Annotated in this window: 26 protein-coding genes; 19 read left to right on the top strand and 7 right to left on the bottom strand. The window is 70.5% G+C overall.

The features are described from left to right. Nucleotides 1-99: 99 nt before the first annotated feature. The 4 genes from ACFWRV_RS03940 (at nucleotide 100) to ACFWRV_RS03955 (ending at nucleotide 2,598) form a co-directional block, all read left to right on the top strand. Nucleotides 100-960 (top strand): helix-turn-helix domain-containing protein, encoded by an 861-nt coding sequence (locus ACFWRV_RS03940; RefSeq protein ID WP_384327762.1) that lies wholly within the window; start codon nucleotides 100-102, stop codon nucleotides 958-960. After that, the gene (locus ACFWRV_RS03945; protein ID WP_384327764.1) at nucleotides 960-1,196 is read left to right on the top strand and encodes a DUF397 domain-containing protein; all 237 of its coding nucleotides are present in this window, start codon (nucleotides 960-962) and stop codon (nucleotides 1,194-1,196) included. The genes ACFWRV_RS03940 and ACFWRV_RS03945 overlap by 1 nt, the downstream gene beginning before the upstream one ends. A 42-nt stretch (nucleotides 1,197-1,238) precedes the next feature. Continuing rightward, nucleotides 1,239-2,048, top strand: coding sequence for an SAM-dependent methyltransferase (locus tag ACFWRV_RS03950; RefSeq protein ID WP_384327767.1), 810 nt, complete (start codon nucleotides 1,239-1,241; stop codon nucleotides 2,046-2,048). Between the two features lie 115 nt (nucleotides 2,049-2,163). After that, nucleotides 2,164-2,598: a YchJ family protein gene (locus tag ACFWRV_RS03955; RefSeq protein WP_384327770.1), complete on the top strand. Its 435-nt coding sequence runs from the start codon at nucleotides 2,164-2,166 to the stop codon at nucleotides 2,596-2,598. Between the two features lie 15 nt (nucleotides 2,599-2,613). Here ACFWRV_RS03955 and ACFWRV_RS03960 read toward each other — a convergent pair whose 3' ends face one another. From ACFWRV_RS03960 to ACFWRV_RS03990, 7 genes are all read right to left on the bottom strand, one after another. Then, the gene (locus ACFWRV_RS03960) at nucleotides 2,614-4,707 is read right to left on the bottom strand and encodes an MDR family MFS transporter (RefSeq protein WP_384327773.1); all 2,094 of its coding nucleotides are present in this window, start codon (nucleotides 4,705-4,707) and stop codon (nucleotides 2,614-2,616) included. A gap of 57 nt (nucleotides 4,708-4,764) precedes the next feature. Further along, on the bottom strand, nucleotides 4,765-5,619 hold the full coding sequence (locus ACFWRV_RS03965) for a hypothetical protein (RefSeq protein WP_384327776.1): 855 nt from the start codon (nucleotides 5,617-5,619) through the stop codon (nucleotides 4,765-4,767). Nucleotides 5,620-5,782: 163 nt separating this feature from the next. Then, the gene (locus tag ACFWRV_RS03970; RefSeq protein ID WP_384327779.1) at nucleotides 5,783-5,959 is read right to left on the bottom strand and encodes a hypothetical protein; all 177 of its coding nucleotides are present in this window, start codon (nucleotides 5,957-5,959) and stop codon (nucleotides 5,783-5,785) included. 363 nt (nucleotides 5,960-6,322) lie between these two features. Beyond that, nucleotides 6,323-7,537 (bottom strand): acyl-CoA dehydrogenase family protein, encoded by a 1,215-nt coding sequence (locus ACFWRV_RS03975; RefSeq protein WP_384327781.1) that lies wholly within the window; start codon nucleotides 7,535-7,537, stop codon nucleotides 6,323-6,325. Between the two features lie 4 nt (nucleotides 7,538-7,541). Continuing rightward, nucleotides 7,542-8,015, bottom strand: coding sequence for an SCP2 sterol-binding domain-containing protein (locus ACFWRV_RS03980; protein ID WP_384327784.1), 474 nt, complete (start codon nucleotides 8,013-8,015; stop codon nucleotides 7,542-7,544). 104 nt (nucleotides 8,016-8,119) lie between these two features. After that, a complete protein-coding gene (locus ACFWRV_RS03985; protein ID WP_384327787.1) occupies nucleotides 8,120-8,383 on the bottom strand; it encodes a hypothetical protein in 264 nt (87 codons plus the stop codon). Nucleotides 8,384-8,584: 201 nt separating this feature from the next. Then, on the bottom strand, nucleotides 8,585-9,799 hold the full coding sequence (locus ACFWRV_RS03990; protein ID WP_384327791.1) for a helix-turn-helix domain-containing protein: 1,215 nt from the start codon (nucleotides 9,797-9,799) through the stop codon (nucleotides 8,585-8,587). A gap of 828 nt (nucleotides 9,800-10,627) precedes the next feature. Here ACFWRV_RS03990 and ACFWRV_RS03995 point away from each other — a divergent pair. From ACFWRV_RS03995 to ACFWRV_RS04065, 15 genes are all read left to right on the top strand, one after another. Continuing rightward, nucleotides 10,628-11,563, top strand: a complete 936-nt coding sequence (locus ACFWRV_RS03995) for a hypothetical protein (protein WP_384327794.1) — start codon at nucleotides 10,628-10,630, stop codon at nucleotides 11,561-11,563. A 72-nt stretch (nucleotides 11,564-11,635) separates the two neighbouring features. Further along, a complete protein-coding gene (locus ACFWRV_RS04000) occupies nucleotides 11,636-12,292 on the top strand; it encodes a hypothetical protein (RefSeq protein WP_384327797.1) in 657 nt (218 codons plus the stop codon). 243 nt (nucleotides 12,293-12,535) lie between these two features. Further along, nucleotides 12,536-14,071 carry a DUF6801 domain-containing protein gene (locus tag ACFWRV_RS04005; protein WP_384327800.1) on the top strand — a complete coding sequence of 512 codons (1,536 nt, stop codon included), beginning with the start codon at nucleotides 12,536-12,538 and terminating at the stop codon, nucleotides 14,069-14,071. Nucleotides 14,072-14,646: 575 nt separating this feature from the next. Continuing rightward, nucleotides 14,647-15,633 (top strand): ABC transporter ATP-binding protein, encoded by a 987-nt coding sequence (locus tag ACFWRV_RS04010; protein ID WP_384327803.1) that lies wholly within the window; start codon nucleotides 14,647-14,649, stop codon nucleotides 15,631-15,633. After that, entirely contained in the window at nucleotides 15,630-16,502 is an 873-nt protein-coding gene (locus ACFWRV_RS04015; RefSeq protein ID WP_384327806.1) for an MlaE family ABC transporter permease, read from the top strand. Before ACFWRV_RS04010 ends, ACFWRV_RS04015 begins: the two co-directional genes overlap by 4 nt. 3 nt (nucleotides 16,503-16,505) lie before the next feature. Further along, nucleotides 16,506-17,309, top strand: coding sequence for an MlaE family ABC transporter permease (locus tag ACFWRV_RS04020; RefSeq protein WP_384327809.1), 804 nt, complete (start codon nucleotides 16,506-16,508; stop codon nucleotides 17,307-17,309). Further along, the gene (locus tag ACFWRV_RS04025; protein ID WP_384327813.1) at nucleotides 17,309-18,607 is read left to right on the top strand and encodes an MCE family protein; all 1,299 of its coding nucleotides are present in this window, start codon (nucleotides 17,309-17,311) and stop codon (nucleotides 18,605-18,607) included. Before ACFWRV_RS04020 ends, ACFWRV_RS04025 begins: the two co-directional genes overlap by 1 nt. After that, nucleotides 18,604-19,635 carry an MCE family protein gene (locus tag ACFWRV_RS04030; RefSeq protein ID WP_384327816.1) on the top strand — a complete coding sequence of 344 codons (1,032 nt, stop codon included), beginning with the start codon at nucleotides 18,604-18,606 and terminating at the stop codon, nucleotides 19,633-19,635. Before ACFWRV_RS04025 ends, ACFWRV_RS04030 begins: the two co-directional genes overlap by 4 nt. Continuing rightward, entirely contained in the window at nucleotides 19,632-20,651 is a 1,020-nt protein-coding gene (locus ACFWRV_RS04035; protein ID WP_384327819.1) for an MCE family protein, read from the top strand. Before ACFWRV_RS04030 ends, ACFWRV_RS04035 begins: the two co-directional genes overlap by 4 nt. 1 nt (nucleotide 20,652) lies before the next feature. Continuing rightward, a complete protein-coding gene (locus tag ACFWRV_RS04040) occupies nucleotides 20,653-21,822 on the top strand; it encodes an MCE family protein (protein ID WP_384327822.1) in 1,170 nt (389 codons plus the stop codon). Further along, nucleotides 21,819-23,000, top strand: coding sequence for an MCE family protein (locus ACFWRV_RS04045; protein WP_384327825.1), 1,182 nt, complete (start codon nucleotides 21,819-21,821; stop codon nucleotides 22,998-23,000). The genes ACFWRV_RS04040 and ACFWRV_RS04045 overlap by 4 nt, the downstream gene beginning before the upstream one ends. Beyond that, complete coding sequence (locus tag ACFWRV_RS04050; protein WP_384327828.1) at nucleotides 22,997-24,232, top strand: MCE family protein; 1,236 nt, start codon at nucleotides 22,997-22,999, stop codon at nucleotides 24,230-24,232. Before ACFWRV_RS04045 ends, ACFWRV_RS04050 begins: the two co-directional genes overlap by 4 nt. After that, on the top strand, nucleotides 24,229-24,750 hold the full coding sequence (locus ACFWRV_RS04055) for a hypothetical protein (protein WP_384327831.1): 522 nt from the start codon (nucleotides 24,229-24,231) through the stop codon (nucleotides 24,748-24,750). The genes ACFWRV_RS04050 and ACFWRV_RS04055 overlap by 4 nt, the downstream gene beginning before the upstream one ends. Before the next feature lie 23 nt (nucleotides 24,751-24,773). Next, complete coding sequence (locus tag ACFWRV_RS04060; RefSeq protein WP_384327834.1) at nucleotides 24,774-25,364, top strand: hypothetical protein; 591 nt, start codon at nucleotides 24,774-24,776, stop codon at nucleotides 25,362-25,364. A 152-nt stretch (nucleotides 25,365-25,516) separates the two neighbouring features. Then, the gene (locus tag ACFWRV_RS04065) at nucleotides 25,517-26,014 is read left to right on the top strand and encodes a nuclear transport factor 2 family protein (RefSeq protein WP_384327998.1); all 498 of its coding nucleotides are present in this window, start codon (nucleotides 25,517-25,519) and stop codon (nucleotides 26,012-26,014) included. Nucleotides 26,015-26,062 lie beyond the last annotated feature (48 nt).

A 26,062-nucleotide genomic window follows, 5' to 3' on the forward strand; every position in this document is an offset into this window, starting at 1 on the left:
CACTTGGCAAGAGGCACTCTGAAATTTCCAGAGTGACTGTGTCGTTGGGGGCGCACGCATGGCACACTGCTCGCAAAACAGCGCATGGGGAGGTCTGAAGTGAGCGAACCGCGGTCCGCCCCGACCGTGGGCCAGGTCGTTCTCGGCAAGCGCCTGCAGGATCTGCGCGAGCGTGTCGGCCTGACCCGTGACCAGGCGGCGAAGGTGCTCCGGGTCGCCCCGGCGACGATACGCAGAATGGAAACGGCCGAGGTCGGGCTGAAGATCCCCTACGTCCAGCTGCTGCTGAAGGCGTACGGCGTCGCCGACCAGGAGGCCGAAGCCTTCGTCGACCTGGCGGAGGAGGCGAACAGGCCGGGCTGGTGGCAGCGTTTCCACGACGTGCTGCCCGACTGGTTCAGCATGTACGTCAGTCTGGAGGGCGCCGCGAGCCTTCTGCGCATGTACGAGCCGCACTTCGTGCCCGGACTGCTCCAGACCGAGGACTACGCGCGCTCCGTGATGCGCACCGGGGCGGTCGGCCAGACCCGTCCCGAGGACATCGAGCGCCACGTGGCGCTGCGGATGGAGCGTCAGTCCCTGCTGGCCAAGGACGACGCCCCCCGACTGTGGGCGATCATGGACGAGACCGTCCTGCGGCGGCCCGTCGACAGTGCGCAGGTGATGCGCGGGCAGATCGACAAGCTCCTCGCGGCCACGGAGCTTCCGCACGTCACCCTGCAGATCGCGGAGTTCGCCGCCGGCCACCACCCGGGAACCTATGGTCCCTTCGTCCTCTTCCGGTTCGCCGTTCCCGAACTCCCCGACATGGTCTACAGCGAGTACCTGACCGGTGCCGTCTACTTCGACGCCCGCCCCGAGGTGGCCTCCTACCTCGAAGTCATGGACCGCATGGCGGCTCAGGCCGCAACTGCACAACGCACGAAGGAAATCCTCCGGGACTTCCGCAAGGAGCTGTGATGAACCAGATATACAACGGCATGCCGGCCGGTGACCTCGGCTCCGAAGGCTGGTACAAGCCGTGGAGCGGCGGGAACGGCGGCAACTGCGTCGAGGCCATGAAGCTCGCCGACGGACGGGTCGCCGTACGCCAGTCCGCCGACCCGGAGGGCCCCGCTCTCATCTACTCCAACGGCGAGATCGCCGCGTTCATCCAGGGCGCCAAGGCCGGCCAGGCCGACTTCCTGCTCACCTGACATCGCACCCCTCCTTCACTGACCACTGACACGGAGCGCGCCATGACCGGGCAAGAACCCCACCCCATCGAGATCGACACCAGCAAGCCGCATCCGGCCCGCATGTACGACTGGTTCCTCGGCGGCAAGGACAACTACCCGGTCGACGAACAGATGGCGCGCCAGCTGCTCGCCCTGGACGCGCGCGGCCGTGACATGGCGCGGGTCAACCGGGCGTTCATGCACCGGGCCACCCGCTGGCTCGCCGAGAGGGGGGTGCGCCAGTTCCTGGACATCGGCACCGGCATACCCACCGAGCCGAACCTCCACCAGATCGCCCAGCAGGCCGCCCCCGACGCGCGCATCGTCTACTGCGACAACGACCCGATCGTGCTCGCCCACGCGGCGGCACTGCTCCGCTCGACGCCCGAGGGGGCCACCGAGTACATCCAGGCGGACGCCCGCAAGCCCGCAACCATCCTGGCGGAGGCCGGCAAGGTCCTGGACTTCGGCAAGCCGATCGCGCTCTCCCTGCTGGCCCTGCTGCACTTCATCGACGACGAGGACGGCGCGGCCGACCTGGTCGACCAGCTGGTCGACCAGCTTCCCTCCGGCAGCTACCTGGTGCTCTCGCACACCACCGGCGACTTCAACCCGGAGGGCGCCGCGCAGGCGCGGGCCATGTACAAGGCGCGCGGGATGACGCTGCGGCCCCGCACCCACGCCGAACTCACGGCGTTCTTCGACGGCCTCGAACTGGTCGAGCCGGGCGTCTCGCTCTCGGCCGACTGGCATCCCGAGCTCGGCGAGGTCATCGACGTGCCAGGCGACGAGCCGATCCCCGGTTACGCCGGCGTCGCGCGCAAGCCCTGATCTGCGCCTTCCGTCATCGTCGGCCCGCGTACGCGGCGGGCCCACGGCGGTGGGGCACGCGCCGGATCGATCGCCCCGGCCCACCGAGCCCGCCGCCGGGCGTCACAATGGACCCATGTCACGACGCACCTCCCGGCCCCGGGGCCCCGCCGCCCCGCGGATCACCCCCGCCTCCCCGTGCCCCTGCGGCCTGCCCGCCGCCTACGGGGAGTGCTGCGGCCGGTTCCACTCCGGCAGCGCCGCCGCGCCGACCTGCGAGGCCCTGATGCGCTCCCGGTACGCGGCCTTCGTCGCCCGGGACGCGGCGTACCTGCTGCGCACCTGGCATCCCGAGACCCGGCCGCCCGGCGTCGACTTCGACCCCGCGATGAGCTGGGTGCGGTTGGAGATCCTGGACACCACCGACGGCAGCGCCTTCCACTCCACCGGAACGGTCACCTTCCGCGCCCACTACACCGACGACGGCCGCCCCGACTCCCTCCACGAGAAGAGCCGCTTCGTCCGGCACGAGGGCGCCTGGGTCTACACGACGGCGGTCTTCGTCGACTGACCCCGGGCGTGGGCCTCAGACCGGAGCACCCACCCGCGACGATCCGCCGGAACCGGCCGCTGGGGACAGCTCCTGGGCCAGGTCCTCCGCCAGCAGCCGCTTGGCGATCACGTCCACGGTGGCCCGGAGCTGACGGTCGTCGGGGCGCGCGCCGTCCTCGGCCAGGCGGTCGTTGAGCCAGCGGCCCCAGGCGTCGGAGATCACCGCCGCCTCGCGCCGGCCCGCCGCCGTGTGCGAGAAGAGCCGCCCGTCGCCCGTCAGATAGCCCTCCTCGATCATCCGGTCGAAGACGGGCACCAGCACCTCCGGCGGGATCCGGTGCCGGGCCGCGATCAGCCCGAGTCCCGCGTGGCCGACCATCCGGGTGAAGAGGTCCACCTGCATCACCGCCCAGGCCCCCGCCATGTCGAGCCGGGTGTCGGACGCGGCGGTGATGCGCCGGGCGGTGTCGGGGCCGGCCCCGTGCAGGATCGTGGCCACGGAGTACTCCAGCACCTTCGCCGAGTCCCCGCTGCCCGGCTGGGCGAAGCCCTCGCCCATGTCCGTGGACCCGAGCCGCGCCGAGTCCCGCAGCTTGACCTCCTTGAGGAAGAGGGCGACGACGAAGCCGATCAGCGCGATGGGCACCGTCCACAGGAACACGGTGTGCAGCGTGTCCGCGTACGCCAGCGCCAGCGGTTCCGACTGGGCGGCGGGCAGCGCGTGCAGGGCCTGCGGGCTCTCCGAGGCCCGGGCCAGCACCGCCGGGTCGCCGCCCGCGGCGACCGCCTGAGCGACCCCGTCGGCGAGGTTCGGCTTCAGGGCGTTGGCGTAGATCGTGCCGAACACCGCCGTGCCGAAGGCGCTGCCCAGCGTACGGAAGAACGTCACACCCGAGGTGGCCGTGCCCAGGTCCTCGTAGTCGACGGTGTTCTGCACGGCGATCGTCAGCACCTGCATGGCCAGGCCGATGCCGAGCCCCAGGACCACCATGTAGAGGGACTCCAGCCAGACGCCGGTCCCCGGCCCCATCCGGGACAGCAGGAACAGCCCGGCCGCCATGACCAGCGTCCCCACGATCGGGAACACCCGGTAGCGGCCCGTCTTGCTCACCACGTTGCCGCTGAAGATCGAGGCGGCCAGCAGACCGACGACCAGCGGCAGCGTCCGCACCCCCGAGAGCGTCGCCGAGTCCCCGTCCACGTACTGGAGATAGGTCGGCAGGAAGATCATCGAGCCGAGCATCGCGAAGCCCACGATGAAGCTGAGGATCGAGCAAACGGTGAACACCGGGTTCCGGAACAGCCGCATCGGCAGCATCGGTTCCTTCGCCCGCGTCTCCACCAGGCAGAACAGCGCCAGGGCGATCAGCCCGCAGACGGCCAGCCCGATGATCACGGCCGAGCCCCACGCGTACTCGTTCCCGCCCCAACTCGTCGCGAGGATCAGCGCGCTCGCGCCGACGGTGACCAGCGCGATGCCCCGGTAGTCGATGACCGGCCGCCCCGCCGCCTTCACCGACGGGATGTTCCGGGCGGCCGCGATGACCACCACGATGGCGATCGGCACATTGACGTAGAACGCCCAGCGCCAGGTCAGATGGTCGGTGAACAGCCCGCCGAGCAGCGGGCCGATCACGGTCGAGATACCGAAGACCGCACCGATCGCGCCCTGGTACTTGCCCCGTTCGCGCAGCGGGATCACATCCGCGATAAGTGCCATCGACGTGACCATGAGGCCCCCCGCGCCGATGCCCTGCATACCGCGCCAGATGATCAGCAGCAGCATGTCCGACGCCAGGCCGCACAGGAACGATCCCGTGATGAAGATGATCGCCGAGACCTGGAAGACCAGCTTCCGCCCGAACAGGTCGCCGAACTTGCCGACCAGGACGGTGGCCACCGTCTCGGCCAGCAGGTAGGCGGTGACCACCCACGACATGTGCTCGGCGCCGCCCAGGTCCGAGACGATCGTCGGCAGGGCCGTGCCCACGATCGTCTGGTCCAGTGCCGCGAGGAGCATGCCGAGCACGATCGTGGCGAAGACGATGTTGCGCCGCCGCCGGTCGAGGACGGGCGGCGGCGCGGCGGCACTCTGCGCGGCGGGGGCTTGCTCGCTGGCAGTCGTCACCTCTGCACCCTCACACCGGCCCACGGCCCCCGCATGCGGGGGCGGGCCGGACGGGGGTCAGCGCGGCAGCGAGGAGATCGACGTCTTCAGCCGGGCCACGAACGCCTCCCGGATGTCCTCGCCGACCCGGTCGAGCGACAGATACGGGTTGAGGTCCTCCAGCTCCACCAGCAGCAGAGCGCCGTCCGCCGTCCGGCAGGCGTCGACCCGCTGGATTCCGTGGGAGAGGGAGTTCCACTCGATGAACAGCCGGGCGAACTCCAGATCCGCCGCGCTCACCGCGTACGGCTCCAGCACCCAGCGCCGCTCCGGGTCGGGGGCGTACAGCGCGTACTGGAAGTCGTGGTCGACGAAGTAGAAGGACACCTCGTGGCGGAAGTCGATCCGCGGCTGCACGAGGAGGGAGCCCTCGGCCGCCCGTTCCAGCTCGGCCCGGGCCTCCGCTGCCGTGACGAACCGCAGCCCGACCGAGTCCGCCCCCAGCTTCGGCTTGACCGCGTACCGGGGGACCTCGGGCAGTTCCGGCAGATCCGCCGCCCGGTCCACCGTGGGGATGACCGGGAGGCCGGCCGCGGACATCTCGACGAGGTACTCCTTGCCCGCCATGTCGCCGCGCCCGCCCAGCGGGTTGTAGACCGGCGTCCGCAGCTCCCGGGCCCGCGCGCGGAACGCGTCGTACGCCTCCCGGTAGTGCAGCACCGGCCCGCTGTTGCGGATCAGCACGGTGTCGAAGCCCGCCAGCAGCGCTGCCGCGTCCCGGGGGTGGCAGAGCGCGACGTCGAACGCCTCGCGCAGCCGGGAGCCGAGGTAGATGTCCTCGTCGCAGTAGCGGCGGCCGCGGGCCTCGTACGCGAGATCGGTGACGAGCAGGAGGGACGGGCGGCGTGCGCCGGCGGGTGACGCGGCGGTCATGAGGTGCTCCCGGGGTGAGGACGCGGACGGACGATCACTATCGCCGACGCCCCGGCCCCGCCCCGCGGAGGGGGGCGCTCGCCTGGTACGGAGGCCCGCACACCGCTCCCGGCGGGCGCCCGCCGCGTACCGTCGGTCAAGCTCCGCGGTTCAGCCCGTACGGTCAGACGGTTTCCGTCGACCCGCCCCGGACGGCCGCCACCCACTCGACGAGGAGCCGCTCGTACTCCCGGCGGCCCTCCGGCGACACCACACCGCCATCGGCGACCAGAGCGCGGATCTCCGCGTTCAGCTCAACCATCGGGCGGGCAGGTGTCGGCTCGGTCGAAGTGGAGGTCATGTGAAGAGGCTAGTGGCACGGAGGGGGGCGAGGCACCGGCAGAGCGTGCGGACCTCACCCCGGGAGCCGTTCGCCCGCGCCCACGACGTGGCGCCGACCCGCCGTCGTGCCTCGCCGCGTCCCTCTCCACGCCGTCGCCATAGATCGTCGGGGACGGTCCCGCCCGAGCGATCCGCACCCCGTCGCCGCACGTAGACGGGGTGCGGCAGGGTGCGGGCGCTACCGCGTGATCCTTCCGACGCGCTCGGTGACGACCTCCGACCGCCTCGGCCGGACGGAGAATTCCCCGTTCGCGTTCCGGCGCCGCCGCACCCGTTCGGGGCGACGAGGATCACATGTGCCGACCGTCACTTCGGCGACCCCTCAGCGGATCTGCCGCCCCGAGATCGCCCGCGCGATGACCAGGCGCTGGATCTCGCTGGTCCCCTCGAAGATGGTGTAGATCTTGGCGTCGCGGTACATCCGCTCCACCGGGTGCTCCCGGCTGTAGCCCGCGCCGCCGAGGATCTGGACCGCCTTCTCGGTTGCCGCGACCGCGAGTTCGCCGGCGCGCAGCTTCGACATGGAGCCCTGGCCCGCGTCGAAGGTCCGGTCGTTGCGGGCCATCCAGGCGGCCTGCCAGATCAGCAGGCGTACGGCTTCGATCTCCGTACGGATATCGGCCAGCGCGAAGGCGATCGACTGGTTCTCGATGATCGGCCTGCCGAACGCCTCACGCTCACCGGCGTATTCCAGGGCGTACTCGTAGGCGGCCCGGGCGATGCCGAGTGCCTGCGCGGCGACGGTCGGGCGGCTGACCTCGAAAGTCGCCATCGCCGCCTGGCTCTTGGCGGTGCCACCCTCGCGTGCCCGGGCGAGGCGGGCGTCCAGCTTCTCCTTGCCGCCGAGCAGGCAGTGGCCGGGGACGCGGACGTCGTCGAGGAAGAGGTCCGCCGTGTGCGAGGCGCGCAGGCCGAGCTTCTTGACCGTGCGGCCCGCCGCCAGGCCCTTCGTGCCGGGCGGCACGATGAACGCGGCCTGTCCGCGGGAGCCGAGCGACGGGTCGACCGAGGCGACGACGACATGGACCTCGGCGATGCCGCCGTTGGTGATCCACGCCTTCTGACCGGAGATCACCCACTCGTCGCTCGCCTCGGCGTAGCGCGCCCTCGTCGTCATCGCCGAGACGTCCGAGCCGGCCCCCGGCTCGGAGACGCAGAAGGCGGCGACCTTCGGGTCGTCCTCGTCGCCGTAGCACTGCGGCACCCACTCGGCGAGCTGGTCCGGGGTGCCGGAGGCGAAGATTCCGGCCACCGCGAGCGAGGTGCCGAACAGGGCCATGCCGATGCCCGCGTCGCCCCAGAACAGCTCCTCGTTGGCGATCTGGAGGGAGAGTCCGGTGGGGTCCCCGTACAGGTCGGCGAGCGATTCGAAGCCGTACAGACCGATCCGGGCGGCCTCCTGGATCACGGGCCAGGGGGTTTCCTCCCGGGCGTCCCACTCGGCGGCGGCCGGGCGGACCACCTGGGCGGCGAAGCCGTGCACCCAGCCGCGCAGGTCCTGCTGCTCCTCGGTCAGGGCCAGGGAGAAGAAGCTCATGCGCTCACGCCTTCGGGATGTCGAAGTAGCGGGTCAGGCCGGAGGCGAGACCGACGTCACCGGCGACCTTGAGCTTGCGCGTCATGAACATGGTGACCGGATTGCCGTTGCCGGAGACGAGCTTGAGGAACTCGACGTCGGCCATCACCAGCGTGGTGCGGGGTTCGGCGTCGGAGCGGCCCGCGGTGACCTCGCAGGCGCCGTCCGCTATCGCGGTCTCGTAGACCGCGTCGCTCTCCCCGGTGATCTTCCAGCGGATCAGTGCGGTGAGGCCGCCGGCCGCCTCGGGCCGGAACTGCTGCCGCATCCGGCCGAAGACCTCGCCGAGTATCCGGGTGCGCAGCTCGCCCCGCATGACCTCGGCGAGCTGCTTGGCGGACAGGCTCCTGACGATCCGTGCGAACTCCTCGGGCGCGACCGCCGCGAAGTCGAGCGCGGACAGGTCGTCGGTGAGGCTCCCGCTGCTGGTTCCGTCCACGCCGATTCCTTACTCCGAAGTAAACTTACTTTTGAGTAAGGTAAGGGGAGCGGTGGCGCCCCGCAAGGCCGGTCCGCCACTGACGGGCTCGATCGGGGAAGGGTTCAGAAGGGCGAGCCGGGCAGCACCGTCAGTCCCGGATGGTGCGCGGCCAGCACCTTGTTGGCTCGGGCCAGTTCGGACAGGGCCTGTTCGCGGTCGGCCTGGTCCTCGACGCCGAGCCGGGGCCCGCGGAACCTGCGGACCTCGCGGGCCGCGCAGTCGGCGTCGAACTCCGCCTGGAGGATGTGGGGCGGAATGCACGAACCGATCAGCGCGGCGACCCGGTCCGGGATCGGCACGGGGACGAGGAGGTGCGAGGCGGTCATGGGGCTTTCCCTTTTCGATGGTTGGCCAGGAGGCGGTGCACGGGGCCTGCCGCCCGGTGGGCGGCAGGTTCCTTCCTGTGTACGGGACGCGGTTCCGGGTTTCTCGCCGGAAACGTCTCCGTGTCGCAACCGTTTGGGACTGACCGTCTATTTCGCCTTACGCGCCGGTAAGTTGACCCGCCGCGCCGAACGTGATCCGGATCAGGGGGATGTGCCGGTGGCACGGGAGCGCAGACGCAGCGCCCGCAGCACCGCCTCGGTGGCGAAACGGCTCTCGGGCTCGACGAGTTGGTCACCGAAGATGGTCTCCAGGCTGCGCATGCGGTAGCGCACGGTCTGCGGGTGGACATCGAGCAGCGCGCCCATCTGCGCCGCGGTGCCCCGGGTGTCGAGCCAGATCCGCAGCGTCTCGACCAGCCGGTCACGGCGGGTGGCGCTGATCCCCGCGACGGCGGCCAGCTCCCGCTGGGCGAGCTGGTCCAGCAGGGCGGGGTCGGACAGCAGCCACAGGGTGATGAGGTGGTCCTCGCACCGGATCAGCGGAGCGTCGTCGATCACGCCGGAGTCGACGAGCTCCAGGACCCGGCGGGCCCAGCGGATCGACTCGCAGGCCAGCGCCGTGGGGACGGTCAGCCCGATCGCCGCGCGCCCGGCCGGTAAAGCCTGCTCCAGCATGGATCTTCGTGCGTCGTCCAGCGCTCCGGGAACGAGCAGATGCGGCTGCGGGGCGCTGAGATCGACCAGAAGGTCACGGTCCGCGCTGAGCCGGTCCAGCTCCGCCGGAGCGCGCACGGCGATCAGCGTCACCTCCTCGGGCAGCGCCCACCCGGTCTGCTCGCACAGCTCGGCGATGGCGCTGCCGGGGGACGGGCGTCCGGCGAGGATCAGGTGGAGCAGGCGACGGCGCAGCGCCTCGCTGTGCTCGCCCGACGGGGAGCGCACCTCCAGGAAGCCTTCTCGGGAAAGCGATTCCAGTTCATCGACGTAGGCGAAGAGCGCGTCGGCGAAGCTCAGCATCAGGGTGGGGGACAGGTGATAGCTCTGCCCGACCTTCTTCGCCCGCCGCAGTGCCACCCGCGCGCCCAGCCGGTAGGCCCCCTGAAGGGTGTCCATGGTCCGGCCCTCGTACGCCTCGAACCGCCCGAAGCGCCGGCACATGTCGTCCCGGAGCGTGGTGGGGGAGGAGGGCTCGGCCACCAGATCGACGAACGAGGCGAGGCTCTGCTCCACGCCCACCCGGATGGCCTGCCCGTTCGGGCCGTCGAGGAGCCGGGCGTATTCCGGATAGGCCCGGGTCACCTCGACGCCGATTTCCTTGATGAGGCTGGGCAGTTCAGGTCGCATGATCGCCGCGAATTCCTGGGGGAGCGGCCCGAGCGGGTCCTCGGTATCCAGCGGCTGTATGAGATGTGGCATGACAGATCCCCTTGCTCTCGGCGCCCGGTGGTGGGGTGAGGCGGTGGGGGGAAAGCGCTCCCACGAACCGACAGGTGCGTACCAAGTCCGCGACGAAGATAGACCACGGAACAGGCACTGCACACCACTTGGACAAGATCGAAGTGCAGGGGGCACACATCTCGGCCGCCCGGTGCGACTTCCGTGCAGGTCGGGCGGTGCTCAGCGCTTTCGGACAATGAATTTCGGCCGTCTGCTCCGGCGATGACAACAAAGCGGTGTCCTCTTCGCCGAGTTGTTCCGGCGTGGTCCGTCCGTAGCCCGTCGGGTGCGGAGTCGACGGGGGGTGCGGGCGGCTCACCACGGCGAACGCGGGGGGCACCTGGTGGGCGTTCTCTCTCGAACGGGGATTTCAAGCCGCCTGGCCGAATTGCATGCCACTCCTGAGGGGTCCGGGGGAACGGAAGCCGGACCTCCGTGGCCCCCGGCGCAGTGGCGCCGCGTACGCACCGCGCGCGGGGTTCCGGCCGCCGGTACGTAATTCCCGGCCCCCGGGTGCGCATTCCTTGACAAGGAGGCCGTACCCCGATGCTCATTTACGGATCAAAAAGAGTGCGGTGCAAAGAATCTTAGCCGGACGGATTGTGTCGCCCTGTTTCCCGCGAGTAACATCACGCCTCGATCAATTCGGTCATGAAATCTGCCCGAAATTTGATGCTCCGATACTCCGCCCCCGGGCCCACCCGAGGCTCCATCACCGTCGAGAAGTCGTCGCGGTGCGGGCATGCGTTGCAGAACGGTCAACTTCGTGCACGAGGCCGCGCCACGGCGGCCGACAGAGGGGACGACATGAGAACCGTTTCCCATCGAACCCGCGTAGGGCTGCTCGCGGCGTTCACGGCATTCAGCGCTCTGCTTTCCACCGGCTCGGCCACCGCCGCCACCCAGCTCAACGGCGACTGGGCGCCCTTCGACCGCTGCCCGGTCGACGCGCCCGCCATGCTGGCCGCCGACGGCATCAACACCATCGCCACCTGCATCGCGTCGAGTTCGGCCACCGGAACGATCACGCTGGGCAAGACGAAGGTCTCCACCGGCCAGACCGATCTGCAGCTCGGTGTCGTCCAGCGCGCCGGCGGCGCCGCCTCGCTGGTGGCCCCGCCCGAGGGGGCGCTGACGGCGGACCCGGCGGAGATCCCCGGCGGTCTGATCGGGCTGATGTGCCCCAGCGGAATTCCGTTCGTATCGGCAATCTGCCGTCAGTTGACGGACAACAACCTCAACCGTGTGACGGCCACCATCGAACCTGCCGGAGCACCACGCGACTTCAATATGAGCGCGGCATTCTCCACCGGCGAGCCGATTCTCACCATCCCGGTCCGCATCCACCTCAGGAACCCGTTCCTGGGTGACAAGTGCTACATCGGAACCACCGCGAATCCGGTGCTCCTCAAGCCGCAGAACGTGACGGCGCCGACCCTCTCGCTCCAGCGCTTCGGGGCCGACGGGACGCCGAACGACGACGAGGGCGAGATGGGGCGCTACACCTTCGACGGCGCCGACCAGGGCGATGCGGCCTTCGCCGTCCCGGGAGCCAGTGGCTGCGGCGCCGGGCTCCTGGACTGGGCGGTGAACCTCAAGACCGGTCTCCCGTCCGCCGCCGGGAAGAACAGCGTGACGCTGGACGCCACCACCACGTACTTCGGCAGCCCCTACGACCCCGCCGGCCTCGCGCCGAACGAGGGCCGCAAGCTGTCGGAATTCTGGCACTCCGCGAAGCGGTAGGCCATGGAGCACGAAATCTCTCCAGTCACGTTCAGCCGAATCCCCAACGGGACGAGAAAAGGGAGTACCCCCATGTTCAAGCGAACCGGTGTCCTGACCGCGATCGGTGCCGCCGCGGCATCCGTCGTCCTGGCCGCCCCGTCTGCCGTCGCCGCGCCGACCAGCTGGACGATCAGCCCGACCGGTGCCTTCAACGGCAGCGCCGGAGTGACCGTCCTGACCGACAACAACGGCAACAAGATCCAGTGCGCGACTTCCGCCGCCTCGGGCTCGGCGCCGACCTCCCCGGTCGCCGGCAGCCCGGCCAAGCTCGCGTCCATCTCGGCGATCTCGTTCAACTCGCCGTGCACCGGGCCGTTCAGCTCCACGTGGACGGTGACCACCACGCCGCCGTGGGAGATCTGGGGTCTCGACTACGCGGCGGGCGCCGGTACCAACTCCACGGGCCAGACGACCGGTGAGATCAGAGCGATCAAGGCGAAGGTGTCCGGCAGCAGCATCCTCGGACCCTGCACCTTCGACGTGACCGGCAAGGTCGCCGCCAAGTACAACAACCCGACCGCGGGCGGCAGCAACGGCACCCTGAACACCGCGGGCGGCGGGCTCACCCTGTCCATCGCCAACAAGGTCGGCGGCGGCTGCGGCATCGTCGGCACCACCGCCAGCTTCCAGGGCCTGTACACCATCGTGAACGCGGCATCGGGCAAGTCCCCGGTCATCAGCGGCTGATCCCGCTCCGATGACGTACCGCTTCTGAACGTCGTGCCCGGCCGTGCGCACCCGACGGCCGGGCACGCTTTCGCGCACTCGCCGACAAGGGCGCGGCGGCACTTTGTCACCGGCTGCCAAAGCCCGCACGCCGGTGATCCGATCGCGAACCCCGCCCTTCCCAGGCGTCGTCGGCGTGCGTACCGTACCCGCTCCGCAGCCGCCCATCCGCAGGGCCCACGCGCGCCGGAAGGACACATCCGTATGACCGTCGATGCACGCGCCGCGGCGAGACGACCGATCCACTGGGCCGTGGGCGGGGCGCTCGTCGTCGCCACCGCGCTCGTCCCCAGCGCCGAGTCCGCCGCCGCGGAACAGACCTCGGAGGTAGCCCTCCGCTACGCCTGCCCGTTCCCCTCCGGGCCCGAGGAGGTGGACGTCGTCGTCTCGGCGGTGCTGCCCACCTCGGCCCGCACGGGCGAGGAGATCCGCCCCGATCAGGTAGCGGTCGAGGTGAGCCTGCCACCGACCGCGCTCGCCCGGTTCGCCGATCTGGACGCCGCCACCCTGTCGGCCGTCGCGCGGCTCACCGTCCGCAACACCGTCGGCGACCGGTACGCGGACGCCTCCTGGCAGGACCTGACAGCCCCGCCGACAGCCCTGCCCGCACCCGCCGATGGCGATGGCGATGGAGACGGCGACGGCGATGGCGCAGGCGACGGCGAACTGACCCTGATCGCGACGGGGGACGTGCCGACGGTCTCGTTCGGCAGCCCCGGACGTGCGACGCTGGCCCCCGCCGCGCTCGCCCTCTCGCTGTCCTCGCTCACGGAGGCCGGTGAGCCGACCACGCCCCCGGGGCTCGACGTCGCCTGCGAACCGGTCCCGGGCCAGGACCCCGAACTCGCCGCGATCACGGTCCGCGGCGGCACCGACCCCACCGCCCCCGCACCCCGGCCGGGGGAGAGCGACCCCGCGCCGGACCCGACCCCGACCCGCCCGGCCGAGGGGCTCCCGCCCACCGCACGGGAGAAGATCGACGCCCTCACCGAGGAACGGCTCGGAGCCCTGGAGGACGACCCGGGCAGCTGCCCGATCGAGATCCCGCCCGAGTGGGTGATGACCACCGCCGAGACATACGCGGCCGGCTACGCCAACGCCGCCAAGCTGGACGGCGCGGCGGCGCTGGGTCCCGCGTTCATGAAGGTGGTGCTCAACAAGCGGTACATCAACGACTCCTGCGCCTCGACCGTCGACGTCAGCTCGGAGGTGAACTTCGACTACGAAGGGCGCCGCCAGCTCCCCCCGACGAAGGCCACGTTCCTCAGCTACGGGTTCATGCCGACCACCGCCACCATGACGCTGGAGCAGGTGGGCCCCCCGGCCGCGATCCACACGCACACGGTCACCAACACGCCGACCTACCCGGAGGAGACCACGGTCACCGCCCAGCTCGTCATGCGGCTGTCCGACGTCGAGGTGAACGGAGTGCCCCTGGACGTGGGACCCGACTGCCGCACGGAACGCCCCTTCGAGCAGGTGCTGAGGGGGTACGGCCAGAGCTACCCCCCGGCCGGCTACCTCGTGGCGTACGGCGGCACCCTGACCGGGTACGCCCACATCCCGCCGTTCGAGGGGTGCGGTGCGACCGAGGACCTCGACCCGATCTTCACCTCGGCCATCTCCAGCCCCGGCAAGAAGGCCGACAACTACACCAAGATGACGCAGGCGCCCCTGTGTGTGGCCACGAACCCGGAGGGGCCGGACTGCCCGCCGAGGAAGCCGGAGCCCGAACGGTGAGCGCGCGACGCTCCCTGTCCGTCGGCAGGTGAAAGGCGACCGAGCCCTTCCGGTCCTCCCCCGGGGACCGGAAGGGCTTTTTCCTGTCCGCCGGAACGGGACGCCCGGCCGTGTGATTCCTCATCATCCGACAGGTTTGGCACGCGGATTACTCACCCGACAACAATCATCCGGCCCACATGAATTCTCGCCGAGGAAAATCTGTACCCAGTATTGCGAAGTAAGGTTACCGGCCCGTAGCGTCCCAGCTGTGCCGGTCGAAAGCGCCTGCGTACCTGCTCGTCGGGGTTGCTGGGTGCCGGTTCGCTCCGCTCCGGTCCCGGGAAGCCGCGGGCCGAACACTCTGGTGCTTGCGCAGATTTCGACAAGGACGGGAACCGGCCTTGTCACCGAATGACAAGTGATCCAATCCCAGCCACAGGTTCGTCGAAATCCGCTGTTCAACGGCTTGCCCTGGCGGTTTCGGCAGACATAACGTGCGCCCCCTGGTGCATGTGTGACGAGCCGCCATCGCTTTTTTCAGAGCCGGAGCGCTTAACGATGAACACGTTCACCGCCACTTCGAGGGAGGGCCGATGGGAATCGAAGTAGTCGTCGAGGGCCTGACGAAATCCTTCGGCAAGCAGAACATCTGGCAGGACGTCAGCCTCACCCTGCCCGCCGGTGAAGTGAGCGTCATGCTCGGTCCTTCCGGAACCGGAAAGACCGTCTTTCTGAAATCCATCATCGGGCTCCTCAAGCCCGAACAGGGACGCGTCCTCATCAACGGCGTCGACATGGTGAGCAGCTCGGAGCGCGACATCATGGAGACCCGGAAGCTCTTCGGCCTCATGTTCCAGGACGGGGCCCTGTTCGGCTCCATGTCGCTCTTCGACAACATCGCGTTCCCGCTGCGCGAGCACACCCGCAAGAAGGAATCCGAGATCCGCCGCATCGTCATGGAGCGCATCGACATCGTCGGACTCCTCGGCGCCGAGGGAAAGCTGCCGGGTGAGATATCCGGCGGCATGCGCAAGCGGGCCGGACTCGCCCGCGCCCTGGTCCTGGACCCGCAGATCATCCTCTGCGACGAGCCGGACTCCGGCCTCGACCCGGTCCGCACCGCCTATCTGTCGCAGCTCCTCATCGACCTCAACGCCCAGATCGACGCGACGATGCTGATCGTCACCCACAACCTCGACATCGCGGCCACCGTCCCCGACAACATGGGGATGCTGTTCTGCCGCAACCTCGTCACCTTCGGGCCGCGCGAGGTGCTGCTCACCAGCGACACCCCGGTCGTCTCCCAGTTCCTCGCCGGCCGCCGCGAAGGACCCATCGGCATGTCCGAGGAGAAGGACGCCGCGACCCTCGCCGCCGAGCAGCAGGCCGACACCGCCCCGCTCCCCACCGGCCCCCGCACCGTCGTCCCGCAGCTGGAGCCCTCGCCCGGGATGCCGGTACGCCAGGGCGCGCTGCGCCGCCGCGAGCGGGTCATGTCGATGATGGGCCGGCTGCCGGAGGCCGCCCGTACGGCGATCCTCGACAGCTACGCCCCGGCCGCGGGAGGTGCGCGCGCGTGACCGCCCCGATGCCGGTGCGGCCGCCCGAGCCGCCCGAGAAGCCCCCGCCGGCCACCGGCCCGGAGGCGAGCGCCTCCGCCTCGCCCGGGCAGCGGCGGCCCTCCCGGCTGCTCGCCCCGCTCCGCGAGACCGGGAAACTGTTCGCGCTCGCCGTCGCCGTGGCCCGGGCCATCTTCCGCAGGCCTTTCCAGGTACGGGAGTTCATCGAGCAGTTCTGGTTCGTCGCGAGCGTCACCATCCTGCCCGCCGCCCTCGTCTCCATCCCGTTCGGCGCGGTCATCGCCCTCCAGGTCGGCTCCCTCACCCAGCAGCTCGGGGCCCAGTCCTTCACCGGCGGCGCCAGCGTCCTCGCGGTGATCCAGCAGGCGAGCCCGCTCATCGTGGCGCTGCTGATCTCCGGCGCGGCCGGCTCCGCGATCTGCGCCGACCTCGGATCCCGCAAGATCCGCGAGGAACTCGACGCGATGGAGGTCATGGGCGTCTCGCCCATCCAGCGCCTCGTCGTCCCCCGGGTGCTCGCCACCATGCTCGTCGCGGTCCTGCTCAACGGACTGATCTCGGTGGTCGGCACGCTCGGCGGCTACTTCTTCAACGTGATCATGCAGGACGGCACCCCTGGCGCGTACCTCGCGAGCTTCTCCGCCCTCGCCCAGCTGCCCGACCTCTACATCAGCGAGTTCAAGGCCCTGGTCTTCGGCTTCATCGCGGGCATCGTCGCCGCCCACCGCGGCCTCAACCCGCGCGGCGGCCCCAAGGGCGTCGGCGACGCGGTCAACCAGTCCGTCGTCATCACCTTCATGCTGCTGTTCTTCGTGAACATGGTCCTCACGGCGATCTACCTCCAGATCGTCCCCGCGAAGGGGAGCTGACCGATGGCCATGCTGAACTGGCTCGACCGGTCGGGCGACCAACTCACCTTCTACGTCAGGGCCCTTCTCTGGATCCCGCGCACCCTGCGCCGCTACGTGCGCGAGGTCCAGCGGCTGCTGGCCGAGGTCGCCTTCGGCAGCGGCGGGCTCGGCGTCATCGGCGGCACCATCGGCGTGATGATCGCCATGACCCTGTTCACCGGCACGGTCGTCGGACTCCAGGGCTACGCGGCGCTCAACCAGATCGGCACCTCGGCGTTCACCGGGTTCATCTCCGCCTACTTCAACACCCGGGAGATCGCTCCGCTGGTCGCCGGACTCGCCCTCTCCGCCACCGTCGGCGCCGGCTTCACCGCCCAGCTCGGCGCGATGCGGATCAACGAGGAGGTCGACGCCCTGGAGGCGATGGGCATCCGGTCCATGCCCTACCTCGTCACCACCCGGATCATCGCCGGAGTCGTCGCGATCATCCCGCTGTACGCGATCGGGCTGCTCTCCTCGTACGTCGCCTCCCGCTACATCACCATCTTCTTCAACGGTCAGTCGGCGGGCACCTACGACCACTACTTCAACCTCTTCCTCTCCCCGCAGGACGTGCTGCTGTCGGTGCTGAAGGTGCTGATCTTCAGCGTGCTGGTGATCCTCGCCCACTGCTACTACGGCTTCCACGCCACCGGCGGACCGGCCGGGGTGGGCGTGGCGGTCGGCCGCTCGGTGCGCAACGCGATCGTCCTCATCAGCGTCACCGACTTCTTCCTCTCGCTCGCCATCTGGGGCGCCACGACGACGGTGAAGGTGGCCGGCTGATGCGCACATCCAGCACCCGCACGGTCCGCCGACGCCTGGCCGGAGTCACCTTCCTGCTGGTGCCCGCCGTCCTGGTGTGGGTCTCGGTCTCCGTGTACGAGAAGGACTTCACCGACGACGCCACCGTCACCGTCCGCACCGGCTCGGTCGGCAACGAGATGCACGCGCATGCCGATGTGAAGCTGCGCGGCGTCGTCATCGGGCAGGTCCGTTCCATCGCCACCGACGGCGAGGGCGCCCGCCTCACCCTGGCCATCGACCGCGACAAGCTCGGACAGATCCCCGCCGACGTCACCGCGCAGATGCTGCCCACCACCCTCTTCGGCGCACGGTTCGTCGCGCTCGTCCCGCCCCGCATCCCCACCGGCACCACCCTGCGGTCCGGTGCGGTCATCCCGCAGGACCGCTCCAGCAACGCCATCGAGCTGGAACAGGTCCTGGACAACGTCCTGCCGCTGCTGACCGCCGTGAAGCCCGAGAAGCTCTCCGCCACCCTGGGCGCCGTATCCCAGGCGCTGGAGGGACGCGGAGAACGCCTCGGTGAGACGCTCACCACGCTGGACGGCCACTTGAAGAAGTTCAACCCCCAACTCCCCACCCTCAACGCCGACATCAAGGAACTCGTCAAGGTGAGCACGCTGTACGCGGATGCCGCGCCGGACGTCCTCGACGCGCTGACCGACGCCACGGTCACCAGCTCCACCCTCGCCGACCAGGAGGCACGGCTCGCCGGGCTCCACGGCACCACCACGGCCGCCGCGCAGGACGTCACCGCCTTCCTGCGGGAGAACAAGGACAACCTCATCCGGCTCTCCGCCGCCGGCCGCCCCTCCCTCGAACTCCTCGCCGAATACGCCGAGTCGTTCCCCTGCACCCTGCGCACCATGGCCGGATTCGTGCCCGCCATGGACAAAGCGCTCGGCAAGGGAACCAACGAGCCGGGGCTCCACGTATCGGTCAAGTCCGTTCCCTCCAAGGGCAAGTACGTCCCCGGCCGGGACACCCCGGTCTACAACGCCACCGGTGGGCCGAGCTGCTACTCGGTGCCGTACGTCGGCAAGCACGCACCGACCGCCGACAGCCGCCGGGCCGTCGACGTCACCGCACCCCCCGCCGCTCGGAGCGATGCCGGCGGCGGTACCGACACCGCGCTCGGACTGCCCAACTCGCCGCAGGAGTCCCAGCTCGTCAACGAACTGGTCGCGCCCTCGCTGAAGGTCCGGCCGGGAGACCTCGCCGACTGGAGCAGCGTGCTCATCGGCCCGGCCTTCCGCGGTGCGGAGGTGAAGCTCAAGTGAAACGCCGCTCCCTCGCGGGACCGATCACCAAGTCCCTCGTCTTCATCGTCGTCACCGTGCTGGCCACCACCGTCCTCGGGCTCTCCATCGCCAACACGGGCGTCGGTGACACGACCACGTACCAGGCGCGGTTCACCGACGCCACCGGCCTCATCCCCGGCGACAGCGTCCGGATCGCCGGGGTGAAGGTCGGCCAGGTCGAATCCGTGCGGGTCGCCGACCGGCGGGTCGCCGAGGTCGCCTTCGCCGTACGCAAGGGGCGTGACCTCCCCGCCTCGGTGACGGCGTCCATCAAATACCTCAACATGGTCGGCCAGCGGTACGTCGACCTCGACCGGGGCGCCGGACCCGTCGGCCGGAGCTTCGCGCCCGGGGACACCATCCCGCTCTCCCGCACCACCCCGGCGCTCGACCTCACCCAGCTCTTCAACGGCTTCCAGCCCCTGTTCGAAGGGCTGTCGCCGCCCGACGTCAACCAGCTCGCCGGCTCCATCGTCCAGGTCCTCCAGGGCGAGGGCGGCACCGTCGACAGCATCCTGCGGCACGTCGGCTCGCTCACCACCACCGTCGCCGCCAAGGACAAGGTGATCGGTGAGGTGATCACGAACCTCAACACGGTCCTCAAGACGGTCAACGACCGCGAGGCCGGTTTCGACGACCTCGTCGTCACCCTCCAGAAGCTCGTCACCGGATTCTCCGGCGACCGCAAACCGCTCGGCGAGGCCATCACCGCGATGGGCGCGCTCACCACCGTCACCGCCGACCTCTTCCAGGACGGCCGGAAGCCCCTCAAGGACGACATTCGTGAACTCGGTCGGCTCAGCGGTCAGTTGGAGAAGGGCACCCCGCAGATCGAGAACTTCCTCCAGAAGACCCCGGCCAAGATGGCGGCCATCAGCCGGCTGACGTCCTACGGATCGTGGCTCAACCTCTACCTCTGCGAGGCGAAGGTCAGCGGCGTCACCCACGACGACGGCAGCACGCCGCCAGGCGGCATCGCGATCACCCAACCGAGGTGCCTGGCATGAGCATCACACCCATCCGGGAACGCAACCCGGTCGCCGTCGCCCTCGTCGGACTCCTCGTCCTGACCCTCCTCGGCCTCGCCGCCTGGCGTGCCGACGCCCTGCCCTTCGTCGACAGCGGCACCTCCTACAGCGCCGACTTCACCGAATCCGCCGGACTCGCCGACGGCGACGAGGTACGGATCGCCGGAGTGAAGGTCGGCGAGGTCACCGGGGTGTCCCTCGACGGCGGAAAGGTCCGGGTCGACTTCCGGGTCAAGGACGCCTGGATCGGCGACTCCTCCACCGTGGGCATCGCCATCAAGACCCTGCTCGGGGAGAAGTACCTCGCCGTCGACCCGCTCGGCGACGCCCCGCAGGACCCCGGCTCCCGCATCACCGCGAGCCGCACCACCTCCCCGTACGACGTCACCCAGGCGTTCAACGGGCTCGGGGAGACCATCGGCGAGATCGACACCGATCAGCTCGCCAAGAGCTTCGAGACGATCTCCGCCACCTTCAAGGACTCCCCGCCCCACGTCCGCAGCGCCGCCGACGGGCTCTCCGCCCTCTCGCGTACGGTCTCCGAACGCGACGCCCAGCTCGCCACCCTGCTCAGCAGCAGCAAGAAGCTGACCCGGACCCTCGACGGGAAGAAGAGCAGCTTCGAAACGCTCCTGGAGGACGGGAACCTGCTGCTCGGCGAGATCCGGGCCCGCCGCGACTCCATCCACCTGCTGCTCACCGGCGCCCGCGACCTCGGCACCCAGCTCACCGGACTCGTCAAGGACAACGACAAGCAGCTCGGGCCGACCCTGGCCTCCCTCGGCCGCGTCACCGCCGTCCTGGTGAAGAACCGCAAGAACCTGGACAAGGTCCTCGCCACGACCGGCTCGTACAGCCGGCTCGTCGGCAACACCCTCGGCAGCGGGCGCTGGTTCGACAACTACGTCTGCGGCGTCGTGCCCAAGAACTACCTCCCCGCCGGTACACCCCCGGCGACCGGATGCATGCCACCCCGGCAGCAAGGGGGCCGCTGACATGAGACGCACCCGCATCACCGGCATCGCCGCCGGACTCGCCCTCGTCGCCGTCGCGGCCGCCACCGGCGTGAGCGCGCTGGAGGAGGACGGCAAGACCACCGTCACGGCCTACTTCGACCGGGCCACCGGCGTCTACGCGGGGTCGGACCTGCGCATCCTCGGCGTCAAGGTCGGCACCGTCGACTCCGTCGAACCCCGCGGCGAAGAGGTGAAGGTCGTGCTGCGCCTCGACGAAGGCATCGACGTCCCCAGGGACGCCCACGCCGTCGTCGTCGCCCCCAGCCTCGTCGCCGACCGCTACGTCCAGCTCGCCCCGGCCTACGACGGCGGGCCCCGGCTCGCCGACGACGCGGTGCTGCCCGCGGCCCGCAACGCCACCCCCGTCGAGGTCGACGAGCTGTACGCCTCCATCACCGAACTCTCCACCGCGCTCGGCCCCGACGGAGCCAACGCGGACGGGGCCTTAGCCCGCCTCCTGGACACCGGCGCGAAGAACCTCGACGGCAACGGCAAGGCCATCGGGGACTCCATCGAGCAGTTCGGCAAGGCCACCAAGACGCTCGACAGGAGCAGCGGCGACCTCTTCGACACCCTGACCCACCTCCAGCGCTTCACCACCATGCTCGAGGAGAACGACGGCAACGTCCGCAGCGCCGAGCAGCAGCTGAACACGGTCACCTCCTTCCTCGCCGACGACAAGAAGAACCTCAGCGCGGCCCTGAAGGAACTCGGCACCGCCCTCGGCCAGGTCAAGACCTTCATCGCCAAGAACCGCGGCTCGCTCAAGAAGAACGTCGAGGCCCTGGTGCCCGTCACCCAGGCGCTCGTCGACCAGCGCGCCTCGCTCGCCGAGGCGATGGACACCCTGCCGCTCGCCGCGGGCAACGTCCTCAACGCCTACGACCCGGCCAACCGCACCCTGAACGGGCGCACCAACCTCAACGAACTGTCCATGGGCGGACCGCTCATCGACCCGGGGGCCGCCGCCGTGGCCGGCCGGCTCACCGGCCTCGCCCCCGTCGACGCGGACCGCCGCAAGGCGCTGCCCGTCCTGCCGCTGCCGGAGGTCGGCACGGTCTACGGCACCCCCGGCAAGCAGCCCGGCACCCCGGGCAAGCAGCCCGGCACGTCCGGCACGTCCGGCGAGAAGAAGGGGGCGGAAGGATGAACGACGACGCCCGTCGCAGACCGGCCGCACGGGCCGCCGTCGCCGCCGTCGCCCTGCTCGCGACCGGAGCGCTGATCGCCCTGGTCGTGGTCCGCCCCGACGCCCCCTCCTTCACCGGCATCGAGCAGATCCCGCTGCCCGGCGGCGCGGACCTCGGCGACCGGCCCTACGAGGTCACCGCGGAGTTCGGCGACGTCCTCAGCCTCGCCCCGCAGTCCTCGGTCAAGGTCAACGACGTGTCCGTGGGGCGGGTCACGAGGATCGAGCTCGCCCCGGGCGGATGGCGGGCCCGGGTCACCATGCAGGTCAACGGGAGGATCGAACTCCCCGCCAACGCCTACGCCCGGCTCGAACAGTCCAGTCTGCTCGGCGAGAAGTTCATCCAGCTCGCCCCGCCCCCCGAGGGCACCGCACGCGGATCGCTCGCCGGCGCCGGGCGCATCCCCGTCTCCCGCACCAACCGGAACCCGGAGGTCGAAGAGGTCTTCGGCGCCCTGTCCATGCTCCTCAACGGGGGCGGCGTCAACCAGCTCAAGACCATCACCACCGAACTCAACAAGGCGCTCGCCGGACAGGAACCGCAGATCCGCTCCGTCCTCAACCGGGTCGACACGCTCGTGACCGACCTGGACGAGAACAAGGGCGACATCACCCAGGCCCTCGACGGCGTCAACCGGCTCGCCGCCACCCTCGCCACCCGCGAACAGGACATCGGCACGGTCCTCACCGGGCTCAGCCCCGGGCTCAAGGTCCTGGAGAAGCAGCGCGGCTCCCTGCTGACCATGCTGCGCTCCCTGGACACCCTGTCCACCGTGGCCGTCGACACGATCAACCGGAGCAAAGCCGACATGATCGCCGACCTCAAGGCGCTCGCCCCGACCCTCAAGGCGCTCGCCGACTCCGGCCAGGACCTCCCCGACTCGCTCCAGGTGCTGCTGACGTACCCCTTCACGGACGAGGTGCTGCGCGGCGTCAAGGGCGACTACCTCAACGTCTACCTGGACGTGACGGCCGTGCCCGGTACGCAGATCATCCCCCCGCTCACTCCGGACGAGCCCGGCATTCCGCTGCCCCCGGCCGAGGGGGAGGGCGCGGCGGCAGCGACCCGGAACGCGCTTCCGCTGCCGCTGCCCGCCGTGCCGGGCACACCGAGGACCACGAAGGAGGCGACACCGTGATCACTCTCGCCATCCGGCTGAAGAACCTCGCCTTCCTCGTCATCGCCGTCCTGGTCCTCGGCTACCTCGGCGTGCGGTACGCCGATCTCGGCCACTACGTCGGACTTCGCGGCTACTACACCGTCACGGTCCAACTCCCGCAGACGGGCGGCCTGTACACCCACTCCAACGTCACCTACCGGGGTGTCTCCGTGGGCCGCGTCGGCCCCATCGAGCTGACCGAGGACGGCGTCGAGGCCGAGCTGCGGATCGAGAAGGGCGCCCCGCGGATCCCGGACAGCCTCACGGCCGTCGTCGCGAACCTCTCGGCGGTCGGCGAGCAGTACGTCGACCTGCGGCCCACCCGCACGGAGGGCCCCTTCCTGGGCAACGGCTCGGTCATCGACGAGGCCGACACCACCATCCCCGCGCCCCCCACCGACGTCCTCACCAGCGTCGACGACCTGGCGAGCTCGGTGGACCTGGAGAGCCTGCGGACCGTCGTCGAGGAGTTCGGGGCCGCCTTCGAAGGACGCGGCGACGACCTCCAGGTCCTCCTGGACACCGGTGGCGACTTCGTCGAGGCGGCGGACCGGGCCCTGCCGGTCACCACCCGGCTGATGGCCGACGGCGAGAAGGTCCTGCGCACCCAGGCCGAACAGGGGCAGGCCCTCAAGGGCTTCGCCAAGGGGGCCAAGGAGCTGGCCGCCGAACTCAAGGGCTCCGACGCCGACCTGCGCCGCCTGATCGCGACCACCCCGGACGCCGCCGTCCAGATCAGCGGACTGCTGCGCGACCTCGACCCCGCCTTCGGCGTCGTCGTCGCCAACCTCCTCACCACGTCGGAGGTCGCCGTCACCCGCCAACGCGGCCTGGAGGAAATCCTCGTGAAGCTCCCCGCCGTCGCCGCGGCCGGAGCGAGCGCGGTCGACGACGACGGCGCCCGGTTCGGCATGTCCCTCACCTTCTTCGAACCGCTGCCCTGCACCGCCGGCTACGGCGGCACGGTCTACCGCAACGGCCTCAACACCTCGGCCGGGCCCGCCGTCAACACCGCCGCCCGCTGCACGTCCTCGCCGGGCACCGGCATCAACGTCCGGGGCAGCGCCAACGCCCCCAAGGGCGGCCCGGTGCCGAAGCCGGCCGTCCCGGGCTCGATGAAGCTGCCCGGAGCCGTGGCCGGCGCATCGGCGACCACCCAGCCGCCGGCCGAGGGCATGGCCGGGCTGCTCGGCCTGGGAGGCGGCTCATGACCCCCCGCACCCGACGCCGGGCCGGCTGGGCCGTCCTGCTCGTCGCCGCCCTGCTCTGCGGGCTGGGGGCCTGGTCGTACGGACAGGCGCGCGGAGACCGCTCACTGTCGTACGCGAAGGCACGCGACACGGCCCTGGCCGACGGCAAGCGGCACCTCGCGACGCTGAACAGCCTGGACGGCGAGGACGCCAAGCGCGTCGACGCCGGGCTGCGGGCCTGGCAGGACTCCTCCACCGGACCGCTGCGCGACCAGTTGGAGCGCACCCGGAAAGCCGACGCCAAGTCCCTGACGGCGGCGGGTGACACGGCCCGGTCCAAGGTGACCTCGGCCGCGCTCACCGCACTGGACGAGCGCACCGGCACGGCGGAGCTGATCGCCACCGTGGACGTCGAGGTCACCCCGCGCAGCGGCGCCGCCGGCACCCAGCGCAAGCGGTTCGGGGCGACCCTCGCCCGTACCGCCGAGGGCTGGAAGGTCAAGGCGCTCACGGCGATCGGGACGGGCGGCGGCCGATGAGAGCGAGCGGAGGAACGACGACGGTGAACAGCGAGGCCGCCCTCGACCCCGGCCCCGAGGCCCGGGAGGCCGAAACGGTGGCGACGGAACCCGGAAACAGGGCGGACCCGACCCGCCGCCGGTGGCCGCGCCTCCTCGGCGCACTGCTCACGGTCGCCCTTCTCGCCACGGGCGGCGCCCTGTTCGCCGAAGGACGCCAACTGCGCGACACCCCGGCCACGGCGAACCTCGCGCTCACCGACGCGGAAGCGACCACGCGCGTCACCGGCGACGTCAGCAGCGCGCTCAGCAAGATCTTCTCGTACGGCCCCGGAGCCACCGCCACCACGCGGGCGGCGGCCGAAGAGGTCCTGGCGGGCAAGGCGCTCCAGCAGTACGCGGCACTGTTCGGCCAGGTCGAGCGGCAGTCCGCCGACCAGAAGCTGACGCTCACCACCGAGGTCGTCCGGGCCGGCGTGACCCGGCTGACCGACGACAGCGCGCACCTCCTGGTCTTCCTCGACCAGGTCTACGAGCGCCGGGACCGCACCCCCACCACCGCCTCCGCGCAGCTCACGGTGACCGCCGAACTGCGCGACGGACGCTGGTGGATCGTCGAGATCGGCTCCACATGACGGCGGCCCGGCGGCGACGGCGCACCGGTCCGGTTCGGCAGGCAGGGGAGAGGCACCACATGGCACCGCAGCGGACGGCGGAGAAGAACGCCGAGACCACCAGGACCGCAGAGGGACCCCCGACTTCGCGCGCGGGAACGAGGAACCCGCTGCTGCTCGCCGCGCTGGCCCTGGCTCTCTGCGCGGCCGGAGCGGCGGGCTGGGGCGGCTGGCAGCGCTACGAGGCCTCGCACGATGACGCGGCGTCCTTCGCACAGGCGCGGAACGACGCGTTGGCGGCGGGGGAGCAGGCGGTGCAGAACATGAACACCCTGGACCACCGGTCGCTGGAGAAGGGGCTCGACAGCTGGGAGCAGTCCACCACGGGTGACCTCCACCGCCAACTCGTGGACGGGCGCGACGCGTTCGCCCAGCAGATAGCCGAGACGAAGACGGTGAGCACGGCGAAGGTGCTGTCCGGCGCGGTCACCGAGCTGGACCAACGGGCGGGACGAGCAGGGGTGATGGTGGCGCTGCGGGTCACCGTCACCGCGCCCAAGGGTGAACCGGCGGTGAAGGAGAGCCGGTTGCTCGGCAGCCTCACCCGGACCGCCGGCGGGTGGAAGCTCAGCGCGCTGGGCCAGGCGCCCGTCGGCTCCACGGCCGGCTGACCTCCACGCCGCCCCCCGCCGCATCCCGCCCCGCACGCCCCGAGAGGA

The sequence above is a fragment of the Streptomyces sp. NPDC058576 genome (assembly GCF_042718715.1).
In the GTDB taxonomy this organism is placed as follows: Bacteria; Actinomycetota; Actinomycetes; order Streptomycetales; family Streptomycetaceae; genus Streptomyces.

What these genes read in the sequence shown, in the direction of transcription:
- ACFWRV_RS03985 (WP_384327787.1), bottom strand. Translation starts at nt 8,383, where the DNA reads ATGACCGCCTCGCACCTCCTCGTCCCCGTGCCGATCCCGGACCGGGTC.
- ACFWRV_RS03945 (WP_384327764.1), top strand. Translation starts at nt 960, where the DNA reads ATGAACCAGATATACAACGGCATGCCGGCCGGTGACCTCGGCTCCGAA.
- ACFWRV_RS04020 (WP_384327809.1), top strand. Translation starts at nt 16,506, where the DNA reads ATGGCCATGCTGAACTGGCTCGACCGGTCGGGCGACCAACTCACCTTC.
- ACFWRV_RS03995 (WP_384327794.1), top strand. Translation starts at nt 10,628, where the DNA reads ATGAGAACCGTTTCCCATCGAACCCGCGTAGGGCTGCTCGCGGCGTTC.
- ACFWRV_RS04025 (WP_384327813.1), top strand. Translation starts at nt 17,309, where the DNA reads ATGCGCACATCCAGCACCCGCACGGTCCGCCGACGCCTGGCCGGAGTC.
- ACFWRV_RS04000 (WP_384327797.1), top strand. Translation starts at nt 11,636, where the DNA reads ATGTTCAAGCGAACCGGTGTCCTGACCGCGATCGGTGCCGCCGCGGCA.
- ACFWRV_RS04005 (WP_384327800.1), top strand. Translation starts at nt 12,536, where the DNA reads ATGACCGTCGATGCACGCGCCGCGGCGAGACGACCGATCCACTGGGCC.
- ACFWRV_RS04035 (WP_384327819.1), top strand. Translation starts at nt 19,632, where the DNA reads ATGAGCATCACACCCATCCGGGAACGCAACCCGGTCGCCGTCGCCCTC.
- ACFWRV_RS04040 (WP_384327822.1), top strand. Translation starts at nt 20,653, where the DNA reads ATGAGACGCACCCGCATCACCGGCATCGCCGCCGGACTCGCCCTCGTC.
- ACFWRV_RS04010 (WP_384327803.1), top strand. Translation starts at nt 14,647, where the DNA reads ATGGGAATCGAAGTAGTCGTCGAGGGCCTGACGAAATCCTTCGGCAAG.
- ACFWRV_RS04045 (WP_384327825.1), top strand. Translation starts at nt 21,819, where the DNA reads ATGAACGACGACGCCCGTCGCAGACCGGCCGCACGGGCCGCCGTCGCC.
- ACFWRV_RS03965 (WP_384327776.1), bottom strand. Translation starts at nt 5,619, where the DNA reads ATGACCGCCGCGTCACCCGCCGGCGCACGCCGCCCGTCCCTCCTGCTC.
- ACFWRV_RS03990 (WP_384327791.1), bottom strand. Translation starts at nt 9,799, where the DNA reads ATGCCACATCTCATACAGCCGCTGGATACCGAGGACCCGCTCGGGCCG.
- ACFWRV_RS03955 (WP_384327770.1), top strand. Translation starts at nt 2,164, where the DNA reads ATGTCACGACGCACCTCCCGGCCCCGGGGCCCCGCCGCCCCGCGGATC.
- ACFWRV_RS03975 (WP_384327781.1), bottom strand. Translation starts at nt 7,537, where the DNA reads ATGAGCTTCTTCTCCCTGGCCCTGACCGAGGAGCAGCAGGACCTGCGC.
- ACFWRV_RS03970 (WP_384327779.1), bottom strand. Translation starts at nt 5,959, where the DNA reads ATGACCTCCACTTCGACCGAGCCGACACCTGCCCGCCCGATGGTTGAG.
- ACFWRV_RS03950 (WP_384327767.1), top strand. Translation starts at nt 1,239, where the DNA reads ATGACCGGGCAAGAACCCCACCCCATCGAGATCGACACCAGCAAGCCG.
- ACFWRV_RS04055 (WP_384327831.1), top strand. Translation starts at nt 24,229, where the DNA reads ATGACCCCCCGCACCCGACGCCGGGCCGGCTGGGCCGTCCTGCTCGTC.